23 protein-coding genes are annotated in these 18,778 nt (G+C 68.2%); 10 read left to right on the plus strand and 13 right to left on the minus strand.

Annotated elements, in window-relative coordinates; all coding sequences use genetic code 11:
* Positions 1 to 54: 54 nt before the first annotated feature.
* The 8 genes from ASE78_RS13510 (at position 55) to ASE78_RS13545 (ending at position 5,121) form a co-directional block, all read left to right on the plus strand.
* Entirely contained in the window at positions 55 to 1,620 is a 1,566-nt protein-coding gene (locus ASE78_RS13510) for a sensor histidine kinase (RefSeq protein ID WP_056497882.1), read from the plus strand.
* Positions 1,617 to 2,036 carry an HPr kinase/phosphorylase gene (locus ASE78_RS13515; protein ID WP_056497883.1) on the plus strand — a complete coding sequence of 140 codons (420 nt, stop codon included), beginning with the start codon at positions 1,617 to 1,619 and terminating at the stop codon, positions 2,034 to 2,036. The genes ASE78_RS13510 and ASE78_RS13515 overlap by 4 nt, the downstream gene beginning before the upstream one ends.
* Positions 2,033 to 2,923 (plus strand): RNase adapter RapZ, encoded by an 891-nt coding sequence (gene rapZ / locus ASE78_RS13520; protein ID WP_056497884.1) that lies wholly within the window; start codon positions 2,033 to 2,035, stop codon positions 2,921 to 2,923. Before ASE78_RS13515 ends, rapZ begins: the two co-directional genes overlap by 4 nt.
* Before the next feature lie 23 nt (positions 2,924 to 2,946).
* The gene (locus ASE78_RS13525; RefSeq protein ID WP_055759551.1) at positions 2,947 to 3,354 is read left to right on the plus strand and encodes a PTS sugar transporter subunit IIA; all 408 of its coding nucleotides are present in this window, start codon (positions 2,947 to 2,949) and stop codon (positions 3,352 to 3,354) included.
* Positions 3,351 to 3,620: an HPr family phosphocarrier protein gene (locus ASE78_RS13530; RefSeq protein WP_055759548.1), complete on the plus strand. Its 270-nt coding sequence runs from the start codon at positions 3,351 to 3,353 to the stop codon at positions 3,618 to 3,620. The genes ASE78_RS13525 and ASE78_RS13530 overlap by 4 nt, the downstream gene beginning before the upstream one ends.
* 42 nt (positions 3,621 to 3,662) lie before the next feature.
* A complete protein-coding gene (locus ASE78_RS13535; RefSeq protein WP_235515060.1) occupies positions 3,663 to 4,013 on the plus strand; it encodes a type II toxin-antitoxin system RelE/ParE family toxin in 351 nt (116 codons plus the stop codon).
* Positions 4,010 to 4,294, plus strand: a complete 285-nt coding sequence (locus tag ASE78_RS13540) for a helix-turn-helix domain-containing protein (protein ID WP_056497885.1) — start codon at positions 4,010 to 4,012, stop codon at positions 4,292 to 4,294. The genes ASE78_RS13535 and ASE78_RS13540 overlap by 4 nt, the downstream gene beginning before the upstream one ends.
* A gap of 62 nt (positions 4,295 to 4,356) precedes the next feature.
* Positions 4,357 to 5,121, plus strand: coding sequence for a helix-turn-helix domain-containing protein (locus ASE78_RS13545; protein WP_056497886.1), 765 nt, complete (start codon positions 4,357 to 4,359; stop codon positions 5,119 to 5,121).
* Here ASE78_RS13545 and ASE78_RS13550 read toward each other — a convergent pair.
* Together ASE78_RS13550 and ASE78_RS13555 are read right to left on the minus strand one after the other, a co-directional pair.
* Positions 5,108 to 5,503, minus strand: coding sequence for a hypothetical protein (locus ASE78_RS13550; RefSeq protein ID WP_056497887.1), 396 nt, complete (start codon positions 5,501 to 5,503; stop codon positions 5,108 to 5,110). The genes ASE78_RS13545 and ASE78_RS13550 overlap by 14 nt on opposite strands.
* 37 nt (positions 5,504 to 5,540) lie before the next feature.
* Positions 5,541 to 6,767 carry an SAM-dependent methyltransferase gene (locus tag ASE78_RS13555; protein WP_056497888.1) on the minus strand — a complete coding sequence of 409 codons (1,227 nt, stop codon included), beginning with the start codon at positions 6,765 to 6,767 and terminating at the stop codon, positions 5,541 to 5,543.
* Positions 6,768 to 6,862: 95 nt separating this feature from the next.
* Here ASE78_RS13555 and ASE78_RS13560 point away from each other — a divergent pair, with 95 nt between their 5' ends.
* Entirely contained in the window at positions 6,863 to 8,095 is a 1,233-nt protein-coding gene (locus ASE78_RS13560; RefSeq protein ID WP_056497889.1) for a glycosyltransferase family 39 protein, read from the plus strand.
* A 225-nt stretch (positions 8,096 to 8,320) separates the two neighbouring features.
* On the opposite strand, the gene ASE78_RS13565 is transcribed toward ASE78_RS13560, so the two are convergent.
* The 8 genes from ASE78_RS13565 to ASE78_RS18770 all read right to left on the minus strand — a co-directional run bounded on the left by ASE78_RS13565 (position 8,321) and on the right by ASE78_RS18770 (position 15,540).
* Entirely contained in the window at positions 8,321 to 9,430 is a 1,110-nt protein-coding gene (locus ASE78_RS13565; RefSeq protein ID WP_056497890.1) for a glycosyltransferase family 2 protein, read from the minus strand.
* Entirely contained in the window at positions 9,430 to 10,473 is a 1,044-nt protein-coding gene (gene leuB, locus ASE78_RS13570) for a 3-isopropylmalate dehydrogenase (RefSeq protein WP_056497891.1), read from the minus strand. The genes ASE78_RS13565 and leuB overlap by 1 nt, the downstream gene beginning before the upstream one ends.
* A gap of 62 nt (positions 10,474 to 10,535) precedes the next feature.
* Positions 10,536 to 11,267: a DNA repair protein RecO gene (recO, locus tag ASE78_RS13575; RefSeq protein WP_056497892.1), complete on the minus strand. Its 732-nt coding sequence runs from the start codon at positions 11,265 to 11,267 to the stop codon at positions 10,536 to 10,538.
* Positions 11,268 to 11,381: 114 nt separating this feature from the next.
* Positions 11,382 to 11,666: a CsbD family protein gene (locus tag ASE78_RS13580; protein ID WP_055759526.1), complete on the minus strand. Its 285-nt coding sequence runs from the start codon at positions 11,664 to 11,666 to the stop codon at positions 11,382 to 11,384.
* Positions 11,666 to 13,009, minus strand: a complete 1,344-nt coding sequence (locus ASE78_RS13585; protein ID WP_056497893.1) for a mechanosensitive ion channel — start codon at positions 13,007 to 13,009, stop codon at positions 11,666 to 11,668. Before ASE78_RS13585 ends, ASE78_RS13580 begins: the two co-directional genes overlap by 1 nt.
* 119 nt (positions 13,010 to 13,128) lie before the next feature.
* The gene (locus ASE78_RS13590; protein ID WP_235515061.1) at positions 13,129 to 13,485 is read right to left on the minus strand and encodes a hypothetical protein; all 357 of its coding nucleotides are present in this window, start codon (positions 13,483 to 13,485) and stop codon (positions 13,129 to 13,131) included.
* Between the two features lie 190 nt (positions 13,486 to 13,675).
* Positions 13,676 to 14,587, minus strand: a complete 912-nt coding sequence (locus ASE78_RS13595) for a GNAT family N-acetyltransferase (RefSeq protein WP_156351503.1) — start codon at positions 14,585 to 14,587, stop codon at positions 13,676 to 13,678.
* Positions 14,584 to 15,540: a polysaccharide deacetylase gene (locus ASE78_RS18770; protein ID WP_056497895.1), complete on the minus strand. Its 957-nt coding sequence runs from the start codon at positions 15,538 to 15,540 to the stop codon at positions 14,584 to 14,586. Before ASE78_RS18770 ends, ASE78_RS13595 begins: the two co-directional genes overlap by 4 nt.
* A 238-nt stretch (positions 15,541 to 15,778) precedes the next feature.
* Here ASE78_RS18770 and ASE78_RS13605 point away from each other — a divergent pair, with 238 nt between their 5' ends.
* Positions 15,779 to 15,979: a hypothetical protein gene (locus tag ASE78_RS13605; protein WP_055759514.1), complete on the plus strand. Its 201-nt coding sequence runs from the start codon at positions 15,779 to 15,781 to the stop codon at positions 15,977 to 15,979.
* Here ASE78_RS13605 and ASE78_RS13610 read toward each other — a convergent pair.
* From ASE78_RS13610 to uvrC, 3 genes are read right to left on the minus strand one after another with little or no spacing between them, the layout of a single operon-like run.
* Positions 15,966 to 16,217 (minus strand): CcdB family protein, encoded by a 252-nt coding sequence (locus ASE78_RS13610; RefSeq protein WP_235515062.1) that lies wholly within the window; start codon positions 16,215 to 16,217, stop codon positions 15,966 to 15,968. The genes ASE78_RS13605 and ASE78_RS13610 overlap by 14 nt on opposite strands.
* Positions 16,218 to 16,270: 53 nt before the next feature.
* A complete protein-coding gene (locus ASE78_RS13615; protein WP_056497896.1) occupies positions 16,271 to 16,477 on the minus strand; it encodes a type II toxin-antitoxin system CcdA family antitoxin in 207 nt (68 codons plus the stop codon).
* Positions 16,478 to 16,507: 30 nt separating this feature from the next.
* Positions 16,508 to 18,439 carry an excinuclease ABC subunit UvrC gene (gene uvrC, locus ASE78_RS19005; protein WP_056497963.1) on the minus strand — a complete coding sequence of 644 codons (1,932 nt, stop codon included), beginning with the start codon at positions 18,437 to 18,439 and terminating at the stop codon, positions 16,508 to 16,510.
* Positions 18,440 to 18,778: the final 339 nt, after the last annotated feature.

An 18,778-nucleotide genomic window follows, 5' to 3' on the forward strand; every position in this document is an offset into this window, starting at 1 on the left:
CGGCCCGCGCGGGAACGCTGCGCCCGCCCCGCACCCCNAGGGGAGAGATTGCCCATGCCCGTCGCTGACCCGGTCGATACCGGCCCGACCGACGAAGGCGCGCTATCGCTGCGCTGGTCGGGGCGGGTGTCGCTCACCCCGCGCATCCTGTTCGTCAACATCTTCGCGCTGGCGCTGCTGGCGGGCGGCTTCTTCTATCTCGACGGCTACCGCGCGCGGATCGTCGACGGCCGCGTGGCGCAGGCCGAGCGCGAGGTGCGGCTGATCGCCGAGGCGCTGGCGTTGCTCCCGCCCGCCGAGCGGACCGACGAAATGGTGTTCTTCGCCCGCGCGGCGGGGATGCGGCTGCGCATCTATGACCGGCGCGGGCGGCTGGTCGCCGACAGCCGGCAACTGGGCGTGCGCAATTTCCAGTTGCGCGATCCCGACAAGGACGGCTGGCAACAGGATGCGGCGCGCGCGCTTGACGCGGTGATCGATACCGTCGTCGGCAACGAACGCGATCCGCTCTACCGCGAACGCGCGCCCGGGCGGGGCCTGCGCTGGCCCGACGTCGTCACCGTCCGCACCACCGGCGGAACGGCGGCGAGCGTCTGGCGCGCGCCCGATCGCACGCCGGTAATCACCGCCGCCGCGCCGCTGCCCGAGGACCGGGTGCTGATGTCGACGGTCAACGCGCGCGACATCACCCGCATCGTACGGACCGAGCGGGTGCGCCTCGGCATCGTGCTGGGCATCGCCGTGCTGCTGTCGGTGCTGCTGTCGCTGTTCCTTGCGCGCACCATCGTCCGGCCGATGCGGATGCTGGCACGCGCCGCGATCCGCGTGCGGCTGGGCCGCGACCGCGAAGTCGTCGTCCCCCGCCTGCCCAGCCGCCGCGACGAGATCGGCATGCTCGCCCGCGCCCTGTCCGACATGAGCGGCGCGCTGCGCAGCCGGATCGACGCGACCGAGGCGTTCGCCGCCGACGTGACGCACGAGTTGAAGAACCCGCTCGCCTCGCTGCGCTCGGCGGTCGATGGCCTCGGCTCGGTGCGCGATCCCGCGTTGCAGGCGCAGTTGCTGGCGATCGTGCAGGACGATGTGCGGCGGCTCGACCGGCTCATCACCGATATTTCCGACGCCTCGCGGCTCGACGCGCAACTGGCACGCGCCCAGTTCGAGCCGGTCGATCTGGCCGCGCTGATCGCCGCGCTGGTCGCCTACCGCGTCGATCGCGGCATCGAACGGGGCGTCCGCCTCGCCTTTGACCGCGACGAGCCGCTGGTGGTGCTGGGCGAGGGCGCGCGGCTGGAGCGGGTGTTCGCCAATCTGATCGAGAACGCCATCTCCTTCTCGCCGCCCGGCGGCACCGTGCGCATCAGCGGCGGCGACGACGGCGATCTGGTCGAGGTGCAGGTCGAGGACGAAGGCCCCGGCGTCCCCGAGGCGGAGCGCGAGGCGATCTTCCGCCGCTTCCATTCGGTGCGCCCCGGCGGCGAAGCGTTCGGGCAGCATTCCGGCCTCGGCCTTGCCATCGCGCGTACCATCGTCGAAGGGCATGGCGGTATGATCGCCGTCGATTCCCGCACCGACGCCCATGAGGGCGCACGCTTCATCGTGCAGTTGCCCGCCGCATGAGCGATGCCGATCCGCTCCACGCGACCTGCGTCGCGGTGCGCGGAGCCGGCGTGCTGATTACCGGCCGGTCGGGCAGCGGCAAATCGGACCTCGCGCTGCGCCTGATCGATCGCGGCGCGGTGCTGGTCAGCGACGACTATACCCATTTGCGCCGCGACGGCGACACGCTGGTCGCGACCCCGCCCGCGCGCATCGCCGGACGAATCGAGGTGCGCGGCGTCGGTATCGTCCCCCTGCCGCATCTGGCAAGCGTGCCGGTCCGCCTGCTGGTCGAGGCCGACTACGCGCCGCCGCGCCTGCCCGATACGGACACCATCGTCCTGCGGGACGTTCCGATTGCCCATGCCCGCCTCGCGCTGCGCGAGGCATCCGCCCCGCTGAAGGTCGAACTGTTGCTCGCAAGGATCATCGCATGACCACGGCCCCCATCCTGCTCGTCACCGGCATGTCGGGGGCGGGCAAGTCGACCGTCCTGCGCACGCTGGAGGACCTAGGCTGGGAAGTGGTCGACAATCTGCCGCTGCGCCTGCTCGAAGGGCTGCTGGCGATCGGCACACGCGATACCGGGCGGCCGCTGGCGCTGGGCCTCGGGCCCCAGACGCGCGGGTTCGACGCGCGACAGATCGTGCAGGCGATCACCGAGCGTCCGTCGATGGGCCTGAGCATCCTGTTCCTCGACTGCGACACGCCCGAACTGGAGCGGCGCTACAACGAGACGCGGCGGCGCCACCCGCTGGCGCAGGATCGCCCGGCCCCGGACGGGATCGCCTCCGAACGCAAGCTGCTCGGCCCGCTGCATGATTTCGCCAACCGGATGGTCGACACGACCGAGTTTTCGGCCAGCGACCTCGCGCAGTGGGTCCGCCACAGCTTCACGCCCGAGGGGCAGGGCGAGCCGGTGCTGTCGGTCCTGTCGTTCGGCTTCTCGCGCGGGGTGCCGCGCGATGCCGACATCGTGCTCGACATGCGCTTCCTGCGCAATCCGCACTGGGACGCAAGCCTACGCCCCGGCACCGGCCGCGACGCGGCGGTCGCCGCCTATGTCCGTGCCGATCCGGCCTATGACGCGGCGATGGCCTCGATCGAGACGATGCTGCTGACGCTGCTGCCGCGCTACCGTGCCGAGGGCAAATCCTATGTCACCGTCGCGTTCGGCTGCACCGGCGGGCGGCATCGTTCGGTCCATGTCGCCGAACGAATGGGGGCATGGTTGCGCGAACACGGATTTTCGCCCACCATACACCACCGCGACCTTGGCACCGCGCCGCAGGACTCACTCGACGGCGCGGTGCAGGCGCCATGACGGATATAGGAACGACGACGAACATGATCGGCCTGGTATTGGTGACGCACGGGCGCCTCGCCGACGAGTTCGTCACGGCGATGGAACATGTGGTCGGCCCGCAGGAGCGGATCGCCACGGTCTGCATCGGCCCCGAGGACGATATGGAGGAACGCCGCGCCGACATCGCCGCCGCGATTGCCGCGGTCGATACCGGACGCGGGGTGATCGTGCTGACCGACCTGTTCGGCGGCACGCCGTCGAACCTCGCCATCTCGCTGATGGAAGCCGGCCGGATCGAGGTGATCGCCGGCATCAACCTGCCGATGCTGATCCGGCTGGGCGGCGCGCGGAAAGCGATGAAGGTCGTCGAGGCGGTGGCAGCGGCGCGCGAGGCGGGGCGCAAATATATCTCGGTCGCCAGCGAAGTGCTGGGCGAGGCGGCGGCATGACCGTCAGCCGCACCGTGCAGATCACCAACCGCCGCGGCCTGCACGCCCGCGCCTCGGCCAAGTTCGTGACGATGGCCGCCGCGCAGCCGATCGAGGTAAGCGTGGAAAAGGATGGATCGCGCGTCACCGGCACGTCGATCATGGGCCTGATGATGCTGGGCGCCGCCAAGGGCGACCACATCACGATCAGCGCGGCGGGCGACGGCGCGGATGCGGTGGTCGGGCAGCTCTGCCAGTTGGTCGAGGACCGCTTCGGCGAGGATTGACCAAGCGGATAGACGCTTGATCGGCTACGGATTATCCGTACCATGGCCATCATGCAGTCGGTTATCGAAACCAACGCCTATCTCGCTGCGGCGAAGGACGTCGGCATGGATGCCGATGAACAACGGGCTATAGTGGACCTGATAGCCGCCAATCCAGAAGCCGGCGACATCATGCCCGGATGCGGCGGCTCGAGAAAGCTGCGTGTGGCACGCCCGGGTGGCGGCAAATCCGGCGGATACCGGATCATCACTTATTATGCGGGGGCCAAGATGCCGACATTCCTGCTGACGGTGTTCGGCAAGAACGAGAAAGCCAATCTTACGAAGGGCGAACGCAACGCGCTGGCCGCGCTGACCGCAACGCTGGCCGACAGCCTGAGGAGAAAACCATGAAGAGCGCCTTCGACAAGATCGCCGCCGGTCTGAACGATGCCATCGCCCACGCCACTGGCGAAGCCGACCGAGCCAAGGAAGCCTCCCCGATCGACGTGGCGGCGATCCGCAGGCGCACCGGCATGACACAGGCCCAGTTCGCGCAAGCCTATCACCTGCCGGTCGGAACGGTTCGCGACTGGGAGCAGAGCCGCACGCGGCCCGACGCGCCGGCGCGCGTCCTGCTGACGCTGATCGGCACCGAACCGGAAACGATCGAACGGATCGTCCGCCGCGCCTGACCGCGCCTTCCACAATTTTTTGGGGGTAGCGGCGCGCCACGGCGCGCCATAGCCCGAACCGCATGACCATCCCCGCGACCGCCGGTATCGACGCGCTGACCGACAGGGAGAAGCAGACGCTTCGCCTGATCGTGCGCGGGCATGACGTGAAGTCGATCGCGACGACGCTCGATCTGTCGGTCCATACCATCAACGAACGGCTGCGTGAGGCACGGCGCAAGCTGGCGGTATCGAGCAGCCGCGAAGCGGCGCGGCTGTTGCTCGCCGCCGAGGAAGACGCCACCCCCCAAAATTCTGCGGACAGACAAAGCGGGGATGACCGCGCCGCGCAATCGGTCGATCCCGATACCGCGCCGATCGTCGGCGTCGGGACGGCGCAACGCCGCTCCCGTATCCTGATCGGAGCGTTTGTCATGACCCTGATGCTCGGCCTGCTGGCCCTGACCCTGCTGCCCGCCACGCCGCAAACACCGCCCCCGCCGCCCGCGACGCTACCCACCACCCCCGCGCCCGAGGCGGCCAAACGCTTCCTGTTGCTGGTCGATGCCGGCCGCTGGGACGACAGCTACCGCCTGTTCGGCGTTGCCTTCCGCAAGCTCAACACCGCCGAGGTCTGGGCAAAAGTGTCGGACAAGGTCCGCACGCCGCTCGGGACCGTGCAGTCGCGCGAGCTGATCGGCGAGGAATATCTCCCCGCCCCGCCCTATGGCTATCAGGTCGTCAAGTTCCGCACCCGCTTCACCGGCAAGCCCGAACCGACAGTCGAGACGGTGACGCTCGATCAGGAGGAACAGGACTGGCACGTCGTCGGCATCACGATCGGCTGAGCGGTTCGGGCGGCGTCCATGCCGTTGGCCAGTGGTCGAAATCCTTTGCCGCCCGGATCGTGGTTCCCTGCAACGCGAAGAACACGAATTCGGGCGGGTCGGGCCAGCCGAACCACATGCGGTCGCGCACCACCCACACTTCGTCGCCGACGCTCGCCACCCCGATCGTATCGTCGCCGAACCGGCCCATGACCGGATCGACCTCGATCGCGGTGGCTTCGTCGGCACTAGGGGAACGCCATGTTACCGCAATCGTCCGGCACCGGCGGAAATGCCGGGCGAAGCGCATATCGTCACACAGGCTCTGCCCGAAACCGTCGCTATCCGCCGGCAGGCCGATCCCGAACAGGAAACGAAGATACTCGACCACGCCGCGCAGCATGGCGCATGTTCACGCCGAACCTCGCGCGGCGCAAGCGTTACGCGCCCCGCAACCGCCGCTCTTCCTCGACCATATAGTCGCGCGTCAGCGGCAACGCCCAGCGGTTGCGGGTCAGTTGCACCTGATAATTGACCATGCCGCCATGGCGGAACGCCGCCGCCGCGCCCGCCAGATAAAAGGTCCACATCCGGTAGAACCGCTCGTCGTACAGCGCGACGATTTGGTCCTTCGCCGCCACCGTCCGCGCATACCAGTGGTCGATCGTCAGCGCGTAATGGACCCGCAGCACCTCGACATCGGTCGCGATCAGCTTGGTGCCCTCATAGCCGCGTACGATCTCCGACAGCGCGGGGTTATAGCCGCCGGGGAAGATATATTTGGTGGTGAAAGTATCGGTGACGCCCGGCACCCCCATCCGCCCGATCGTGTGGAGCAGCATCACCCCGTCGTCGGCGAGCAGTTCGCGGCATTTGCGGAAGAACGCGCCATAGTGCGGCGGTCCGACATGCTCGAACATGCCGACCGACACGATTCGGCCGAACCGGCCGGCGACGTGGCGATAGTCGATCAGCTCGAACGTTACCTTGTCGGCGACGCCGGCTTCCTCGGCCCGCCTGCGCGCGACCTTGATCTGCGCTTCGGACAGGGTGACGCCCAGCACCTCCGCCCCGGTCTTGGCGTGGAGATACAGCGCCATCCCGCCCCAGCCGCAGCCGATGTCGAGCACGCGCATCCCCGGCCGAAGCGCGAGCTTGGCGGCGATATGCGCTTTCTTGTCGGCCTGCGCCTGTTCGAGCGGATGGTCGGCATCGGTGAAATAGGCGCAACTGTACTGGAGGTCGTCGTCGAGGAAGAGCGCATAGAGCCGGTCCGACAGATCGTAGTGATGCGCGACGTTGCGCTTCGATCGCCGCGCCATGTTCACTCGGTCGATCCGGTGGCGCACCGCGTCGAACCAGCGGATCGGCAGCGAGGGTTTCAGGTTCCTGCCCCGCCCCCATGGCGTGTTGCCGGTCAGCAGCTCCACCAGATCGCGGATGTCGCCGCGTTCGATCAGCAGGTCGCCGTCCATGAACGCCTCCGCCGCGCCCAGTGCCGGATGGCGGACGATCCGCCCGGCGACGCCGGGGCTGGCGAAACGGATCGCCACGTCGCGAAAGGCCGGATCGGGCGCGCCGAAGGTGGCGGTGCGGCCGTCGGCATGGGTCACGGTGAGCTGGCCCCGGCGGACCGTGCGGGCGAGGAAGCTGTCGATAAGCGCCATGCCCGGTCCGCTACCGCGCAAATGTGGCGTCGTTATGGATGTATGGCAAACAGCGTTGCTTGCCCCCCCTGACGGTTGCGCTACACCCCCGCCCCATGTTTTCCCGCCTGCGCGACCGCCCGTGGACCACCGCCCTGCTGATCGGAATCGCCGCGCAGGCGCTGTTCCTGTGGGGACTGGGGCGGCCGGGCACATTGTCGTTCGACGAGGTGCATTACGTCCCCGCCGCGCGCACGCTGCTCGCACTCGCCTTCCCCGCGAACACCGAACATCCGCTGGTCGCCAAGGCGATGATCGCGGGCGGTATCGCGCTGTTCGGCGACAATCCATGGGGTTGGCGGATCATGGGGACGATCGCCGCGACGGCGACCGTGCTGGGCGTCTTCGCCTGCCTCCATCTGCTGTTCCGCCGCGCCCATGTCGCCGCGTTCGGCGCGGGGCTGGTGCTGCTCAACCAGACCCTGTTCGTGCAGGCGCGCACGGCGATGCTGGAGGTGTATCTGGGGGCATTCGTCACCCTCGCCATCGCCGCGCTGCTGTGGTCGATGCGCGGCCGCCCCCTGCCCCGCCTCACGCTGGCGGCGGTATTGTTCGGGCTGGCGGTCGGGGTGAAATGGGCGGCGGTGCCCTATGTCGCGGGGGCGGGGCTGTTGCTCGTCTGGGGCAAGACCGGCGGGCGCGACCGTTGGCCGGGGCTTGGGCTGGTTCCGGCGCTGGCGATCCTGTTCGGCCTGAGCATCGCCACCTATTTCGCGACCTTTGCCCCCGCCTTCTTCTATGCGCAGGAGCCGCTGACGCTCGCTCGGCTGCTCCCGTTCCAGTGGGAAATGTACCAGCGGCAGACTCAGATACTCGCCCCCCACCCCTATCAGTCGAGCTGGTGGAGCTGGCCGCTGCTGCTGCGCCCCATCTGGTATTTCTACGAACCCGATGGCGGGGTGCAACGCGGGGTGCTGCTGCTCGGCAATCCGGCGATCATGTGGGGCGGGCTGGCGGCGGTCGCGCTGTGCCTGTGGAGCGGCATCCGGCGACGATCGGACGCGCTCACCGGCGTCGCGCTGCTGTGGATCGGGTCGATCGCGGTGTGGGCGGCGATCCCCAAGTCGCTCGGCTTCTATTATTACTATCACCTCTCGGGCATCTGGCTGTGCCTCGCGCTCGCCGCCGCGTTCCATGCCCATGGCAGGGGGCGGTGGCGCCACGCCGACGAATGGTTCGGCTATCTCTCGATCGCGCTGTTCGTCTATTTCTACCCGATCATCAGCGCGGCGGCGCTGGCGGGGCCGCAGTCGTTCAATCGCTGGATGTGGTTTCCGGGCTGGCGTTGAGCTGGTTCACGCGAAGGCATGAAAAGATTTTGGTTCGCGCGGAGGCGCGGAGGCGCGGAGAAATGGTGCGCTCGCCGCGACAGCGGCTCTCCATCTTGGGGTTCAACAAGCGAGAGGCTTCGCCGAATAGGTAACGGTCGTCACGCCCGGAACCCCTCCGCGCCTCCGCGCCTCCGCGCGAACAACCCCTTCTTCCTTCTCCTCCGCGCCTCCGCGTGAACCCGACTATTTCCGCCCGTACCGCCCCCACGTAAACCGCGACGACAGCGCGAAATTCCACACCGCCCCCACCGCGATCCCCGCCAGTGCCGGCAGCGCCCACGCCCCCACCCGTACGTCGTACAGGAACGCCGCCACCCCGACGTTCGCCACCGCCCCCACCGAACACACCGCGCAGAACGACACCCACCCGTCGAACAACGCCCGCGTGCCCCGCAGCCGCCGGTCGCGGTAGGTCAGCAGGTTGTTGAGAAAGAAATTGAACGTCATCGCCACGAACGTCGCCGCCACGGTCGCCGCGATGAACCCCGCGCGCACTTCCAGCAACACCGCCAGCGCCGCCAGATGGACGATCGCCCCCATCGCCCCGATGGCGGAGAACAGCACGAAGCGCACCGGCACCACCCGCCCGGCCAGCCGGTCGTACAGCGCGATCAGATATTCGAGCGCCACGACATGGTCGAGCTTGCTCTCCCCCACCGCCCGCGTGCGGAACACATAGGGCAGCTCGGCGAAGCGCAAGGGGCGCGGCGCGGCGGTCATGATGTCGAGCAGGATCTTGAACCCGATCGCCGACAGCCGCGGCACGATCGCGCGGACCGCATCGGCGCGGATCATGAAGAACCCGCTCATCGGGTCGGACAGGTCGGCCTTCAACACCCGGCGCGACAGCCGGGTGGCGAACGCCGACTTGGCGACGCGGTCGGCATCCCATGCCCCGGTCCCGCCGCCATCGACGAAGCGCGACCCCACCACCAGATCGAGCGCGGGATCACCCGCCAGCAGATCGGCCATGCGCGGCAACAACGCCTCGTCATGCTGCAGATCGCCGTCGATCACCGCCACCAGCGGCGCGGCGGTGGCGCACATCCCCTCGATGCACGCGCTCGACAGCCCGCGCCGCCCGATCCGCTGGAGCACCCGCACGCGGGGATCGGTCCGCGCGATGGCGCGCACCGCGTCGGCGGTGCCGTCGGGACTGTCGTCGTCAACGAACACGACCTCCCAGTTCCGCCCGGCCAGTGCCCGGTCGAGCGCGGCGACCAGCAATGGCACGTTGCCGCGTTCGTTGAACACGGGCACGACGATGGCGAGGTCGAGGCCCACGCCCGTCATCAGAGTGCGGCGAGCACCGCGTCGGTCATCGTCTGGGTCGTGTCGCTGCCACCCAGATCGGGGGTGCGATGCCCCGCGACCAGCGCCGCCGTCACCGCCGCCTCGATCCGGTCGGCGGCGTCCACCAGCCCGAGCGAATGTCGCAGCATCATCGCCGCCGACAGGATCGTCGCCAGCGGATTGGCCTTGCCCTGCCCCGCGATGTCGGGCGCCGAGCCGTGGATCGGTTCGTACAGCCCCTTCTTGTCCTGATTGATCGCGGCCGACGGCAGCATGCCGATCGATCCAGCGCACATGCTCGCCTGATCCGACAGGATGTCGCCGAACAGGTTGCCGGTGACGATCACGTCGAACTGCCCCGGATTGCGCACCAACTGCATCGCGGCATTGTCGACATACATATGGGTGAGCTGGACATCGGGATAGTCGGCCGACACCTCGATCACCACGTCACGCCACAATTGCGAGGTTTCGAGCACGTTCGCCTTGTCGACCGAACACAGCTTGTGGTCGCGGGTCCGCGCCGTTTCGAACGCGACACGGGCGATGCGCGCGATCTCGCGCTCGTCATAGCGCATCAGGTCGTGGCCCTCGCGTAAGCCGGCGTCGGTGATGGTCCGGCCCTTCGCGCCGAAATACACATCGCCGGTCAGCTCGCGCACGATCACCATGTCGATCGCCGCCGCCACTTCGGGCCTGAGCGCCGAGGCGTCCTCAAGCCCCGCGAACAGCTTGGCCGGGCGCAGGTTGGCGAACAGGCCCAGCGCCTTGCGCAAGCCGAGGATCGCCTGTTCGGGGCGATGCGCGCGCTCGACATTGTCGAATTCGGGATCGCCGACCGCGCCGAACAACACCGCATCGGCACGCTGCGCCAGCGCCAGCGTCTCGGGCGGCAAAGGATGACCATGCGCGCGATACGCCGCGCCGCCGACCGGTGCTTCCTCGAACGTCAGCCCCAGATCGAGCGCTTCGAGTACCGCCCGCGCCGCCGCCACCACTTCCGGTCCGATCCCGTCACCGGGCAGTATCGCGATCAATGCCATGCGTAGTCCATCCCTTTTGCGCAGGTTAGTTGCGCCAAGCTTCGTTCGCCCGCGCGCTTGCCCTATGCCACCGCCCTTTTCAACCGCTCGACCAGCCGCTGCCGCGCATCCAGCGCCACCGCCGCCCGCCCGGTCAGCAGGTCGCGCGTCAGGAAATGGCCCGACAGCGCAAGGCCGTCGAACGCCGCATCCCAATCCGCCGGGCCACCTTCCGCCAGAAACCGCGGCAAGCGCAGCAACCGGTGTTCGAGGCCGATCGCCGGCCCCCGCGCCACCGCCCCGCCGCTTTTGGGGCTGACATGGGTCAGGTCGTCGCGCGCCCCGCTGACGACGCATTCCTCCAGCGACAGCCCGAAGCCCAGTTCGGACAATACCAGCAGTTCGGTCCGTACCAGCGCGCCGATCCAGTCGCGCGCCGCCGGTGCCGCGACGATCGCGGCGAGCAGTCCGTCGACGGCGGCATGGACCCGGGGATAGGGCTGTCCTTCGGGCAAGGCGGCGGCGATCAGCGCGCAGACCCAGTCGATCGCGGCCGCCGCCACCGGCTCGGCAAACAACGGCGCGCGGCTCTCGACCAGCTCCAGCGTCAGCGCGGGTAGCTGCACCTCGGTCCGCGCATGCCATGTGCCGCGCACGATATTGCCGGGTTGCAGGATCGGGCGGATCGCGCGCGATCGTCCGCCGCGCACATAGCCCGGCTGCACCCCGGCATCGGCGGTCAACGCCCGGACGACCGCGCCATGTTCGCCATGCGCGCGGGTGGAGATCAGGATGGCGGTGGCGATCAGGTGCATCGGCACGCCCGTCGTACCACATCGCCCGAACGAACACAGCCGGAAGCACGACGATGCGTGCTCCCGGCCATGATCGGGTCCGCCCTCGTCGAGCGGACCCTGTTCGCGCTTCGCTTACTTGCCGCGCAGCGAATTGATGATCGCGATGCCCAGCACGCCGCCCAGCGTCGCGGCGGTGAACGGCCGCTCGCGGATGAACTGGCGGGCATAGTCGATCGCCGGACGCACCGTCTGCTCGACCGCATCCTTGGCATCGCCAAAGCCCTTCTGGAGCTTGCCGTCGAGCTGGTCGGCCTTGCCTTCGCTCTGCAGCGACTTGTCGCCCAGCGCCTGGCCGACGCCTTCCTTCAGCTTGCCGCCAAGGTCGTTGGCCGATCCGGTCAGGGTATCCGTGTTCATCAATAATCTCCTTCGTTGGTGTTGGTAAAATCGGTTGCCGGACGTTCGGGAGCGGCGGTCGGTTCCGTCGTGACGGGCCGGTCGTCACCCTTTTCGCCGAGCATCCGCGACACCGCGCGCCTTGCCGGCTCACGCCCGCCAAGGCCGAAGGCGACGGCGAACGCCACCGCGACCGCGCCGAGGATCAGCCCGAACGCCAGGTTGATGATGTCGTCGGCCAGCCCCATGAAGCGCAGGCCGATCGCGGTGCCCAGCACGATGATCGCGACGCGCACGACCGGGGCGGCGACCCGCGCGCCTTCCTGGCTGTTGCTCTCGATCGCGCGGGCGATCAGCCGGGCGATGACGACGGCGGCGAAGATGATGATCGCGCCGAACACGACCTGCCCGAACAGCGACAGCACCTCGGCCATGATCCGCGAGCCATAGGCGAAGTTGAGCTGGCGGAATGCCTCCATCAGCCCGAAGATCAGGATCGCGGCGAACACGCCGTTGCCCACCGCCTTCGACGGGGTGAGCGCGGGGGCCAGCGTGTCGCTGCGCTGCGTCGTCTGCTGCCACAGCCCGGTCGATCCCACCGCCCGATCGAACCCGGTGGTCGCGAGGAACTGCGCGGCGAGGCGCGAGGCGAACTTGCCGATCGCATAGGCGACGGCGAGGATCAGCCCGGCGGCGATGACATGCGGGATCGCGTCGAGGATGATGCGCAGCATCGCGGTGGCGGGCTGCGAGATCGCAGCGATGTTCAGCGTATCCAGTGCGGCGATCGCGACCGGAATGATGATGAGCGCGAACACGATGGCACCGATCGTGCGCGACAGCATCGACGGGTCGGTCGGCATGTCGCCACCGATCCGGGCCGAGAAACGCTCGACATGGCTGGCGGTGACGACCGCCTCAACCGCCTTGCGCGCGACCTTCGCCAGCACATAGCCGAGGAAGAAGATCAGCCCCGCGCCGATGATGTGCGGCACGGCCTGGCCGAACCCGCGCAGCATGTCGCCGAGCGGCCCGGTGGCCCCGGTCAACCCCAGCGGTTGGGTGGCGAGGAACAGCGCGATCAGCAGCACGACCCAGTAGACCGCATCGCCCACCTGCGCGCCGACGCTGTCGGGATGGCGCTCGGTCAGCGACGGATCATTGGCGTGGCGGGCGAGCGGCGTGCGGTTGACGAGCTTGGCCACGCCCCACTTCACGCCGCGCGCGATCAGCCAGCCGATGCCGAGGATGACGAGCGCGGCGAGCAGCCGCGGCCCCCATTGCTCGACATAGAGCCACAACTGGCTCCCGAATTCGCGGGTATTCGACACGACGGTGCCGCCCGCATAGGTGACGTCATTCATGATTGGGGTATCATCCCTGTCTGTAAACTGGTTCGGGGGCCAGCCGGCCCCCGGTCATCGGCCGCTGAACGGTCGGAGGACGGCCGAAACCGCGCGCTCGCGTCGTTACGGCCCGATCCTCAGAACGCTGGCGGCGGGTTCGTGATGATGCCGCATGCGGCGGCGGCCTTGCCGACCTCCAGCGCGACCTTGGGGTCGCGGATCTGGCCCGCGACGCGGATGAAATCGCCCGACGTCAGCCGGCCCGGCGTCGTGTCGCCTTCGCGCGCCGCGCGCGCGGCGCGGCCGAGCTGCTGCAACTGGCCGATCGACAGATTGGCCTCAAGCCGGTTGCCGACGCACTGCGACTGGTCGGGCTGAAAGCCATAGCCCTCCAGCGAACCGGCGATCTTGGCGGAAGGATCGACACAGCCTGCCGTGGCAAGGCCCATGCCGCCGATCGTCAGCAGCACCGTCATCAGCCGTGGGGTATTCATCGTGTTTCTCCCTGTAGGGCTGTTCAAACCAACAGGGCGCGCGCAATTTCCTGGTATTTTTGCATCATCCTACCAGAGATGCCGTAATTCCGGCGGTATCGCGGTCATGATTCCGGCCATGAAACCAAATGGTTCCGCAGTTCGACTTCCCAGTCAAGCCGATGACAACAAGGGTAATTTACCCGAACTATTATCCGCGCCGCACCCGATCGACCAACCGACCGACGACTGGCCAGTCGCGTGCAGTTTTCGCGCTTTCCACCATTTGGTTGAAGCCGCGCAGCGCCGCCACCAGCGCCCGGTTGGTCCATCCCGGCCGCAACAGCAGCAAATCGACGCACGCCGTCCCCGCGCTCGAAAACTGGCGCTTGTGCTGCCCTTCCCCCTCGGTGAAGTCGAACCGCCGCGCCGCCGGATCGGCGAACAGCGTGGCGAACGCCTCGGCATGCAGCACGCTGCCCGGCGACCAGTCGTTCCACGCCGGATCATGCCCGACATAGTCGTAGCGCACGTCACCCCCGGTCATCGGGCAATAGAGATAGGCGATGGCCACGTCGTTCACGCACAACAGCCAGCCGAACGCCTCGCCCGCCGCCGCCTTCGCCCGCATCCCCGCGACGAACGCCGGATCGTCGGGCAGCCCGGCGCCTAGCAGCTTCTCCTGATAGGTCCGCGCCGCCACGCCGCGCGCCAGCGCGTGAAACACCGCCATCTCGTCGCCCGAGCGATAGGTCCGCACGTCGAGCGTGCCGCCATTGGCCTCGGCCAGCTTCTTGGTCTTGCGCTTCAACCCCGACCGCGCATTGCCCGACAGACCCCCCAGCCACCCGGCATGGGTGCCGCTCAGATCGGTATGATAGCGGGTATAGCGCTGCCGCAGATAGGTGATGCCGCCGCCCGGCCGCACCGCCTCGACCAGCGCTTCGGGCAGCGACGTGACCGACCATCCCGCCGCCCCGGTCGGCAGCGGCGGCAGGACCGGCACCCGCCCGCCCAGTACGTCGTCCAGCTCCAGCGGTACGCGCACCAGCCGGCGGCGCACCGCGAACAGCGTCCGCGCGCCGATCTGGAACTTGATCGGCCATGCTACCGCGCCGCTCACGCCGCGCGTTCCTCGATCATGTTCGACCAGAGCTGCTCCGCCTGCCGCCAGCGGGTGCGCAGCATGCTGGCGGGCAGCGGCCGGTCGTTCTGCCCCAGCCGCAACGCCGGCCGGTCGCGGAAATGCACCGTCGGCAGCACGTCGGCGCGCGCGGCGAGCATCCGGCACAGCGCCTCGAACCGCGCGACATGGATGCGGTTGGCGCGAGTGCCGCTGCGGTTCGCCAGCTCGAAGCCGTGGCTGACGATCGTCACCGCCGCATGATGTTCGGCCGCCGCATGGATGAGCGCGGCGCGCATCTCGCCGGCCGACAGCGCGCAGATTTGGAAATGCCGCCGTCCGCTGCCCGGCGTCATAATCGTCGTCACCGGCACTTCGGTCAGCCCGCGATGCGCGACCGGCGCGATCTGGTCGGCGCCGAGGCCGATCGCGCTCGGCCATGGATGTTCGGACCCGTTGTGGCTGCTGTCATAGGCGAAGCCCAGCGCCGCCAGCGCGTCGATCGTCGCGTCGTTGGCGCTGTAGCTGCCCGCGCGAAACGCTACCGGCGGCTCCGCGCCGCAGTCGACCAGCAGGTCGCGCGCCTCGCTCAGCAACGCCTGTTGCTCGCCCAACGACAGGTCGATGAGTTCGAACCGGCCGTGCGCCCGCCCCCGGTCGCCTACCGCCGCGCCGACCCAATTGGGGTGCAGGTGCAGTTGCACCTCCTGGCCCGCCGCCACGATCGCCTCGACCACCGGCGCGATCGCGTCGCGGCCGTACAGTCGCACCGGCATCGGATCGACGAAGAAACACGCCTTCAACCCGTGCGCCGCCAGCCGCTGCAACTGCCAGCGCACGCCGACCCCCGCCGGCTCCAGCGAGCGGGCGACGACGGTCGCTTCCGGCAGATCGGCGGCATGGTGCCGCCACATCAATTCGGTATCGATGGTCAGGAAGACGGGAGTGGCCATGGCACCGCGCTACCCCGGTTGGGGTAAACATCGCGTAAGCCCGGTGCGGCGGCCGGGACCGAACGGTACGCTGCGTACATTACGCGAATTAACCATATGGCCGCGCGGTTTTGCGTGAATTTCGCGTCGTACCGGCCAGTTTGCGGTGTTTTCAACCATATGTCCCCATCGTTCGTACGGAACGCACCGCATTTTCGATCCGTTTTCCTTTCAACCGATTAATATGTTGGAAGTAACGATGATCGAAGACCACGACCATATCGATGCGATCTTCCTCGTCGCGCGATACGGCCGCGAAGCACCGCAGGTCGCCGATGGCCAGCGCCTTCAGGCCGCCGACCGCGGCGACCGCAGCGAGGTGCGCCGCTGGCGCGGCATCCGCCGCTTCATCCGCCGCTCTATCGGGCCGATGGAAGCAGTCCCGGTCAAAAACCGCTGAGCAGGAAATCGATCGCCGCGACAATCCGGTCCTGCTCGTCGGCCAGCGATGCCACCCGATCCCCCAGTTCGCGGACGGGCACGGCGGCGGCGAAATGTGTGGCGACCAGCAGCACGCTTCCGTCCAGCGTCACCAACGGGTTCAGCCGGGCAATCGGGCGCGGCACATCGGCCGGGACGAGCAGCGGGATGACGAACCGGGTCGGTAAATGGCCGAGGCCATCCGCCTGACAATCCATCAGCAGCAACCGGGTGCCTCAGCGCGGCAACACGTCGAAACGTGCCATCAGAACTAACGCAGGTCGGCCAGCGGCAACGGATTATCCTCGACCCAGCCGTTCCACTCGGCGATCGCCGCTCGGTTTTCCTCCAGCCATTCCGCCTCGCGCGCCTCGCGGATCGCCCGGGTCAAACCGGCTTCGCACGCTGCGACCACGTCGACGCCCAGCGCTTGCGCATCGGCGATCATCGCCGGATCGATCCTGCCTTCCGCACCCATCGCCAGTCTCCTCGGCACCCCTCCGCGATCCTATCGCGAATGGAAGAAATCATACACCCCCTGCGCCATCGCCGTGCTGACCCCCGGCGCCTTTTGCAGATCGGCCAGACTCGCGTTGCGCACCGCCCGCGCGGTGCCGAAGTGCATCAGCAGCGCCTTCTTGCGCGCCGGGCCGATGCCGGGCACGTCGTCGAGCGGACTGGCGCCGATCGCCTTCGACCGTTTGTCGCGATGCGCGCCGATCACGAAACGGTGGACCTCGTCGCGCAGCCGCTGGAGATAGAACAGCACCGGTGAGTTGACCGGCAGCATCAATTCGCGCCCGTCCATCAGGTGGAACACCTCGCGCCCGTCGCGCCCGTGATGCGGCCCCTTCGCCACGCCGACCATGCACACGTCCTCAATGCCGAGATCCTCCAGCACCGCCTTGGCCGCGTTCAACTGCCCGCGTCCGCCGTCGATCAGCACCAGATCGGGCCAGCCGCCGCCGTCGCGATCGACCTCGCGGTCGGGGTTCTCCTCCTGCGCGCGCGCGAAGCGCCGGGTCAGCACCTCCTTCATCATCGCGAAGTCGTCGTTGGTCTGCGCCTCCTTGATGTTGAACTTGCGATACTGGCCCTTGCGGAACCCCTCCGGCCCGGCGACGACCATCGCGCCGAGCGCGTTGGTGCCCTGGATATGGCTGTTGTCGTACACCTCGATCCGGTTCGGCGGCCCCTCCAGCTCGAACAGTTCGGCCACGTCGCGCAGCAGCTTCGCCTGCGTCGTCGATTCGGCGTTCCTGCGTTCCAGCGCTTCCTGCGCGTTGCGCTTCGCCTGATCGAGCAGCCGCCGCCGCGTCCCCCGCTGCGGCACCGACAGCGCGACCTTGAACCCCGCCCGCTCGGCCATCGCCTCGGCCAGCACCTCCGCCTCGGCCAGTTCGCGGTCGACGAACACGTTGCGCGGCGGCGGCACCTCTTCATAGAATTGCATCAGGAACGCGCCGAATACCTCGTCCTCGGGCACGTCGTTGGTATGCGCCGGAAAGAAGCTGCGGTGCCCCCAGTTCTGCCCGCCGCGGATGAAGAAGGCCTGGATGCCGATCACCCCCTCGTGCGCCGCCATCGCGAACACATCGGCGTCGCCGACCCCCTCGGCGTTGATCGCCTGGCTCCCCTGGATGAAGGTCAGCGCCTTCAACCGGTCGCGCAGCACCGCCGCCAGTTCGAAATCCATATTCTCGGCCGCCGCCTGCATCTGGGCGCCCAGCTTCGCCTGCACCTTCGTCGACTTGCCCGCCAGAAAGTCCTTCGCGTCGGACATCAGCTCGGCATAGGCCGCCTGATCGATCCGCCCGACACACGGCGCCGAACACCGCTTGATCTGGTACAGCAGGCACGGCCGGTCGCGCGTCTTGAAGAAGCCGTCGGTGCAGGACCGCAGTAGAAACAGCTTTTGCAGCGCGTTCAGCGTCTGCGTCACCGATCCGGCGCTGGCGAACGGCCCGTAATAATCGCCCTTCGCCCGCCGCGCGCCGCGATGCTTGCTGATGCGCGGAAATTCATGATCGGCGCGCAGCAGGATGAACGGGAAGCTTTTGTCGTCGCGCAGCAGCACGTTGTACGGCGGGCGATAGCGTTTGATGAGTTGCGCTTCGAGCAACAGCGCCTCGGCCTCGTTGTTGGTCGTCACGATCGTCATCGACCGCGTCTGCGCCACCATCCGCTGCAACCGCTTGGTCAGCCGCGCCACCTGCGTATAATTCGCCACGCGGTTCCTGAGCGCGCGTGCCTTGCCGATATACAGTACCTCGCCGCGCGCATCCTGCATCCGGTATACGCCGGGACGCACCGGCAACGTCGCCAGCACGTTGCGGATCGCCGCGACCCCGGCGTCGAGGTCGGGCGTATCCGACCCGCGCACGGTAAAGCTGGCCTTGTCTTCGTTGAAGCGACTGGGGGCGTTGGGGGTTTCCGACATCCCCGCCGATTTAGGGAGCGCATGCCGCGAACGCCAGCGGGGCGGGCGTATGTGGCCTTNNNTGGGTTCACGCGAAGGCGCGGAGACGCGGGGGAAGTTTAGGAAGAAGGGATTCTGGCGCAGAGGCGCGGAGGGGGTGCGCTTGCCGCGATAGCGGCTCTCCATCGTAAGCCGCAGCGAGGGAGAGGCTTGGCCGGGTCGCTGCCATCGTTGCGTGCGCATCCTCTCTGCGCCTCTGCGCGAAAATCCCTTCTGCTTCTTCCTCCGCGTCTCCGCGCCTTCGCGTGAACCCAACAAAGCCTCAGGCCGCGATCCGCCCCCGCCCCGCATCCTTCGCCC

The organism is Sphingomonas sp. Leaf25, assembly GCF_001421635.1.
GTDB lineage: Bacteria > Pseudomonadota > Alphaproteobacteria > Sphingomonadales > Sphingomonadaceae > Sphingomonas.

What these genes read in the sequence shown, in the direction of transcription:
- ASE78_RS13605 (WP_055759514.1), top strand. Translation starts at nt 15,779, where the DNA reads ATGATCGAAGACCACGACCATATCGATGCGATCTTCCTCGTCGCGCGA.
- ASE78_RS13585 (WP_056497893.1), bottom strand. Translation starts at nt 13,009, where the DNA reads ATGAATGACGTCACCTATGCGGGCGGCACCGTCGTGTCGAATACCCGC.
- ASE78_RS18770 (WP_056497895.1), bottom strand. Translation starts at nt 15,540, where the DNA reads ATGGCCACTCCCGTCTTCCTGACCATCGATACCGAATTGATGTGGCGG.
- ASE78_RS13555 (WP_056497888.1), bottom strand. Translation starts at nt 6,767, where the DNA reads ATGGCGCTTATCGACAGCTTCCTCGCCCGCACGGTCCGCCGGGGCCAG.
- ASE78_RS13525 (WP_055759551.1), top strand. Translation starts at nt 2,947, where the DNA reads ATGATCGGCCTGGTATTGGTGACGCACGGGCGCCTCGCCGACGAGTTC.
- ASE78_RS13540 (WP_056497885.1), top strand. Translation starts at nt 4,010, where the DNA reads ATGAAGAGCGCCTTCGACAAGATCGCCGCCGGTCTGAACGATGCCATC.
- recO (WP_056497892.1), bottom strand. Translation starts at nt 11,267, where the DNA reads ATGCACCTGATCGCCACCGCCATCCTGATCTCCACCCGCGCGCATGGC.
- ASE78_RS13590 (WP_235515061.1), bottom strand. Translation starts at nt 13,485, where the DNA reads ATGAATACCCCACGGCTGATGACGGTGCTGCTGACGATCGGCGGCATG.
- leuB (WP_056497891.1), bottom strand. Translation starts at nt 10,473, where the DNA reads ATGGCATTGATCGCGATACTGCCCGGTGACGGGATCGGACCGGAAGTG.
- ASE78_RS13565 (WP_056497890.1), bottom strand. Translation starts at nt 9,430, where the DNA reads ATGACGGGCGTGGGCCTCGACCTCGCCATCGTCGTGCCCGTGTTCAAC.
- ASE78_RS13615 (WP_056497896.1), bottom strand. Translation starts at nt 16,477, where the DNA reads ATGGGTGCGGAAGGCAGGATCGATCCGGCGATGATCGCCGATGCGCAA.
- ASE78_RS13515 (WP_056497883.1), top strand. Translation starts at nt 1,617, where the DNA reads ATGAGCGATGCCGATCCGCTCCACGCGACCTGCGTCGCGGTGCGCGGA.
- ASE78_RS13535 (WP_235515060.1), top strand. Translation starts at nt 3,663, where the DNA reads ATGGCCATCATGCAGTCGGTTATCGAAACCAACGCCTATCTCGCTGCG.
- ASE78_RS13550 (WP_056497887.1), bottom strand. Translation starts at nt 5,503, where the DNA reads ATGCTGCGCGGCGTGGTCGAGTATCTTCGTTTCCTGTTCGGGATCGGC.
- ASE78_RS13580 (WP_055759526.1), bottom strand. Translation starts at nt 11,666, where the DNA reads ATGAACACGGATACCCTGACCGGATCGGCCAACGACCTTGGCGGCAAG.
- ASE78_RS13560 (WP_056497889.1), top strand. Translation starts at nt 6,863, where the DNA reads ATGTTTTCCCGCCTGCGCGACCGCCCGTGGACCACCGCCCTGCTGATC.
- ASE78_RS13530 (WP_055759548.1), top strand. Translation starts at nt 3,351, where the DNA reads ATGACCGTCAGCCGCACCGTGCAGATCACCAACCGCCGCGGCCTGCAC.
- rapZ (WP_056497884.1), top strand. Translation starts at nt 2,033, where the DNA reads ATGACCACGGCCCCCATCCTGCTCGTCACCGGCATGTCGGGGGCGGGC.
- ASE78_RS13610 (WP_235515062.1), bottom strand. Translation starts at nt 16,217, where the DNA reads ATGGATTGTCAGGCGGATGGCCTCGGCCATTTACCGACCCGGTTCGTC.
- ASE78_RS13545 (WP_056497886.1), top strand. Translation starts at nt 4,357, where the DNA reads ATGACCATCCCCGCGACCGCCGGTATCGACGCGCTGACCGACAGGGAG.
- ASE78_RS13510 (WP_056497882.1), top strand. Translation starts at nt 55, where the DNA reads ATGCCCGTCGCTGACCCGGTCGATACCGGCCCGACCGACGAAGGCGCG.
- uvrC (WP_056497963.1), bottom strand. Translation starts at nt 18,439, where the DNA reads ATGTCGGAAACCCCCAACGCCCCCAGTCGCTTCAACGAAGACAAGGCC.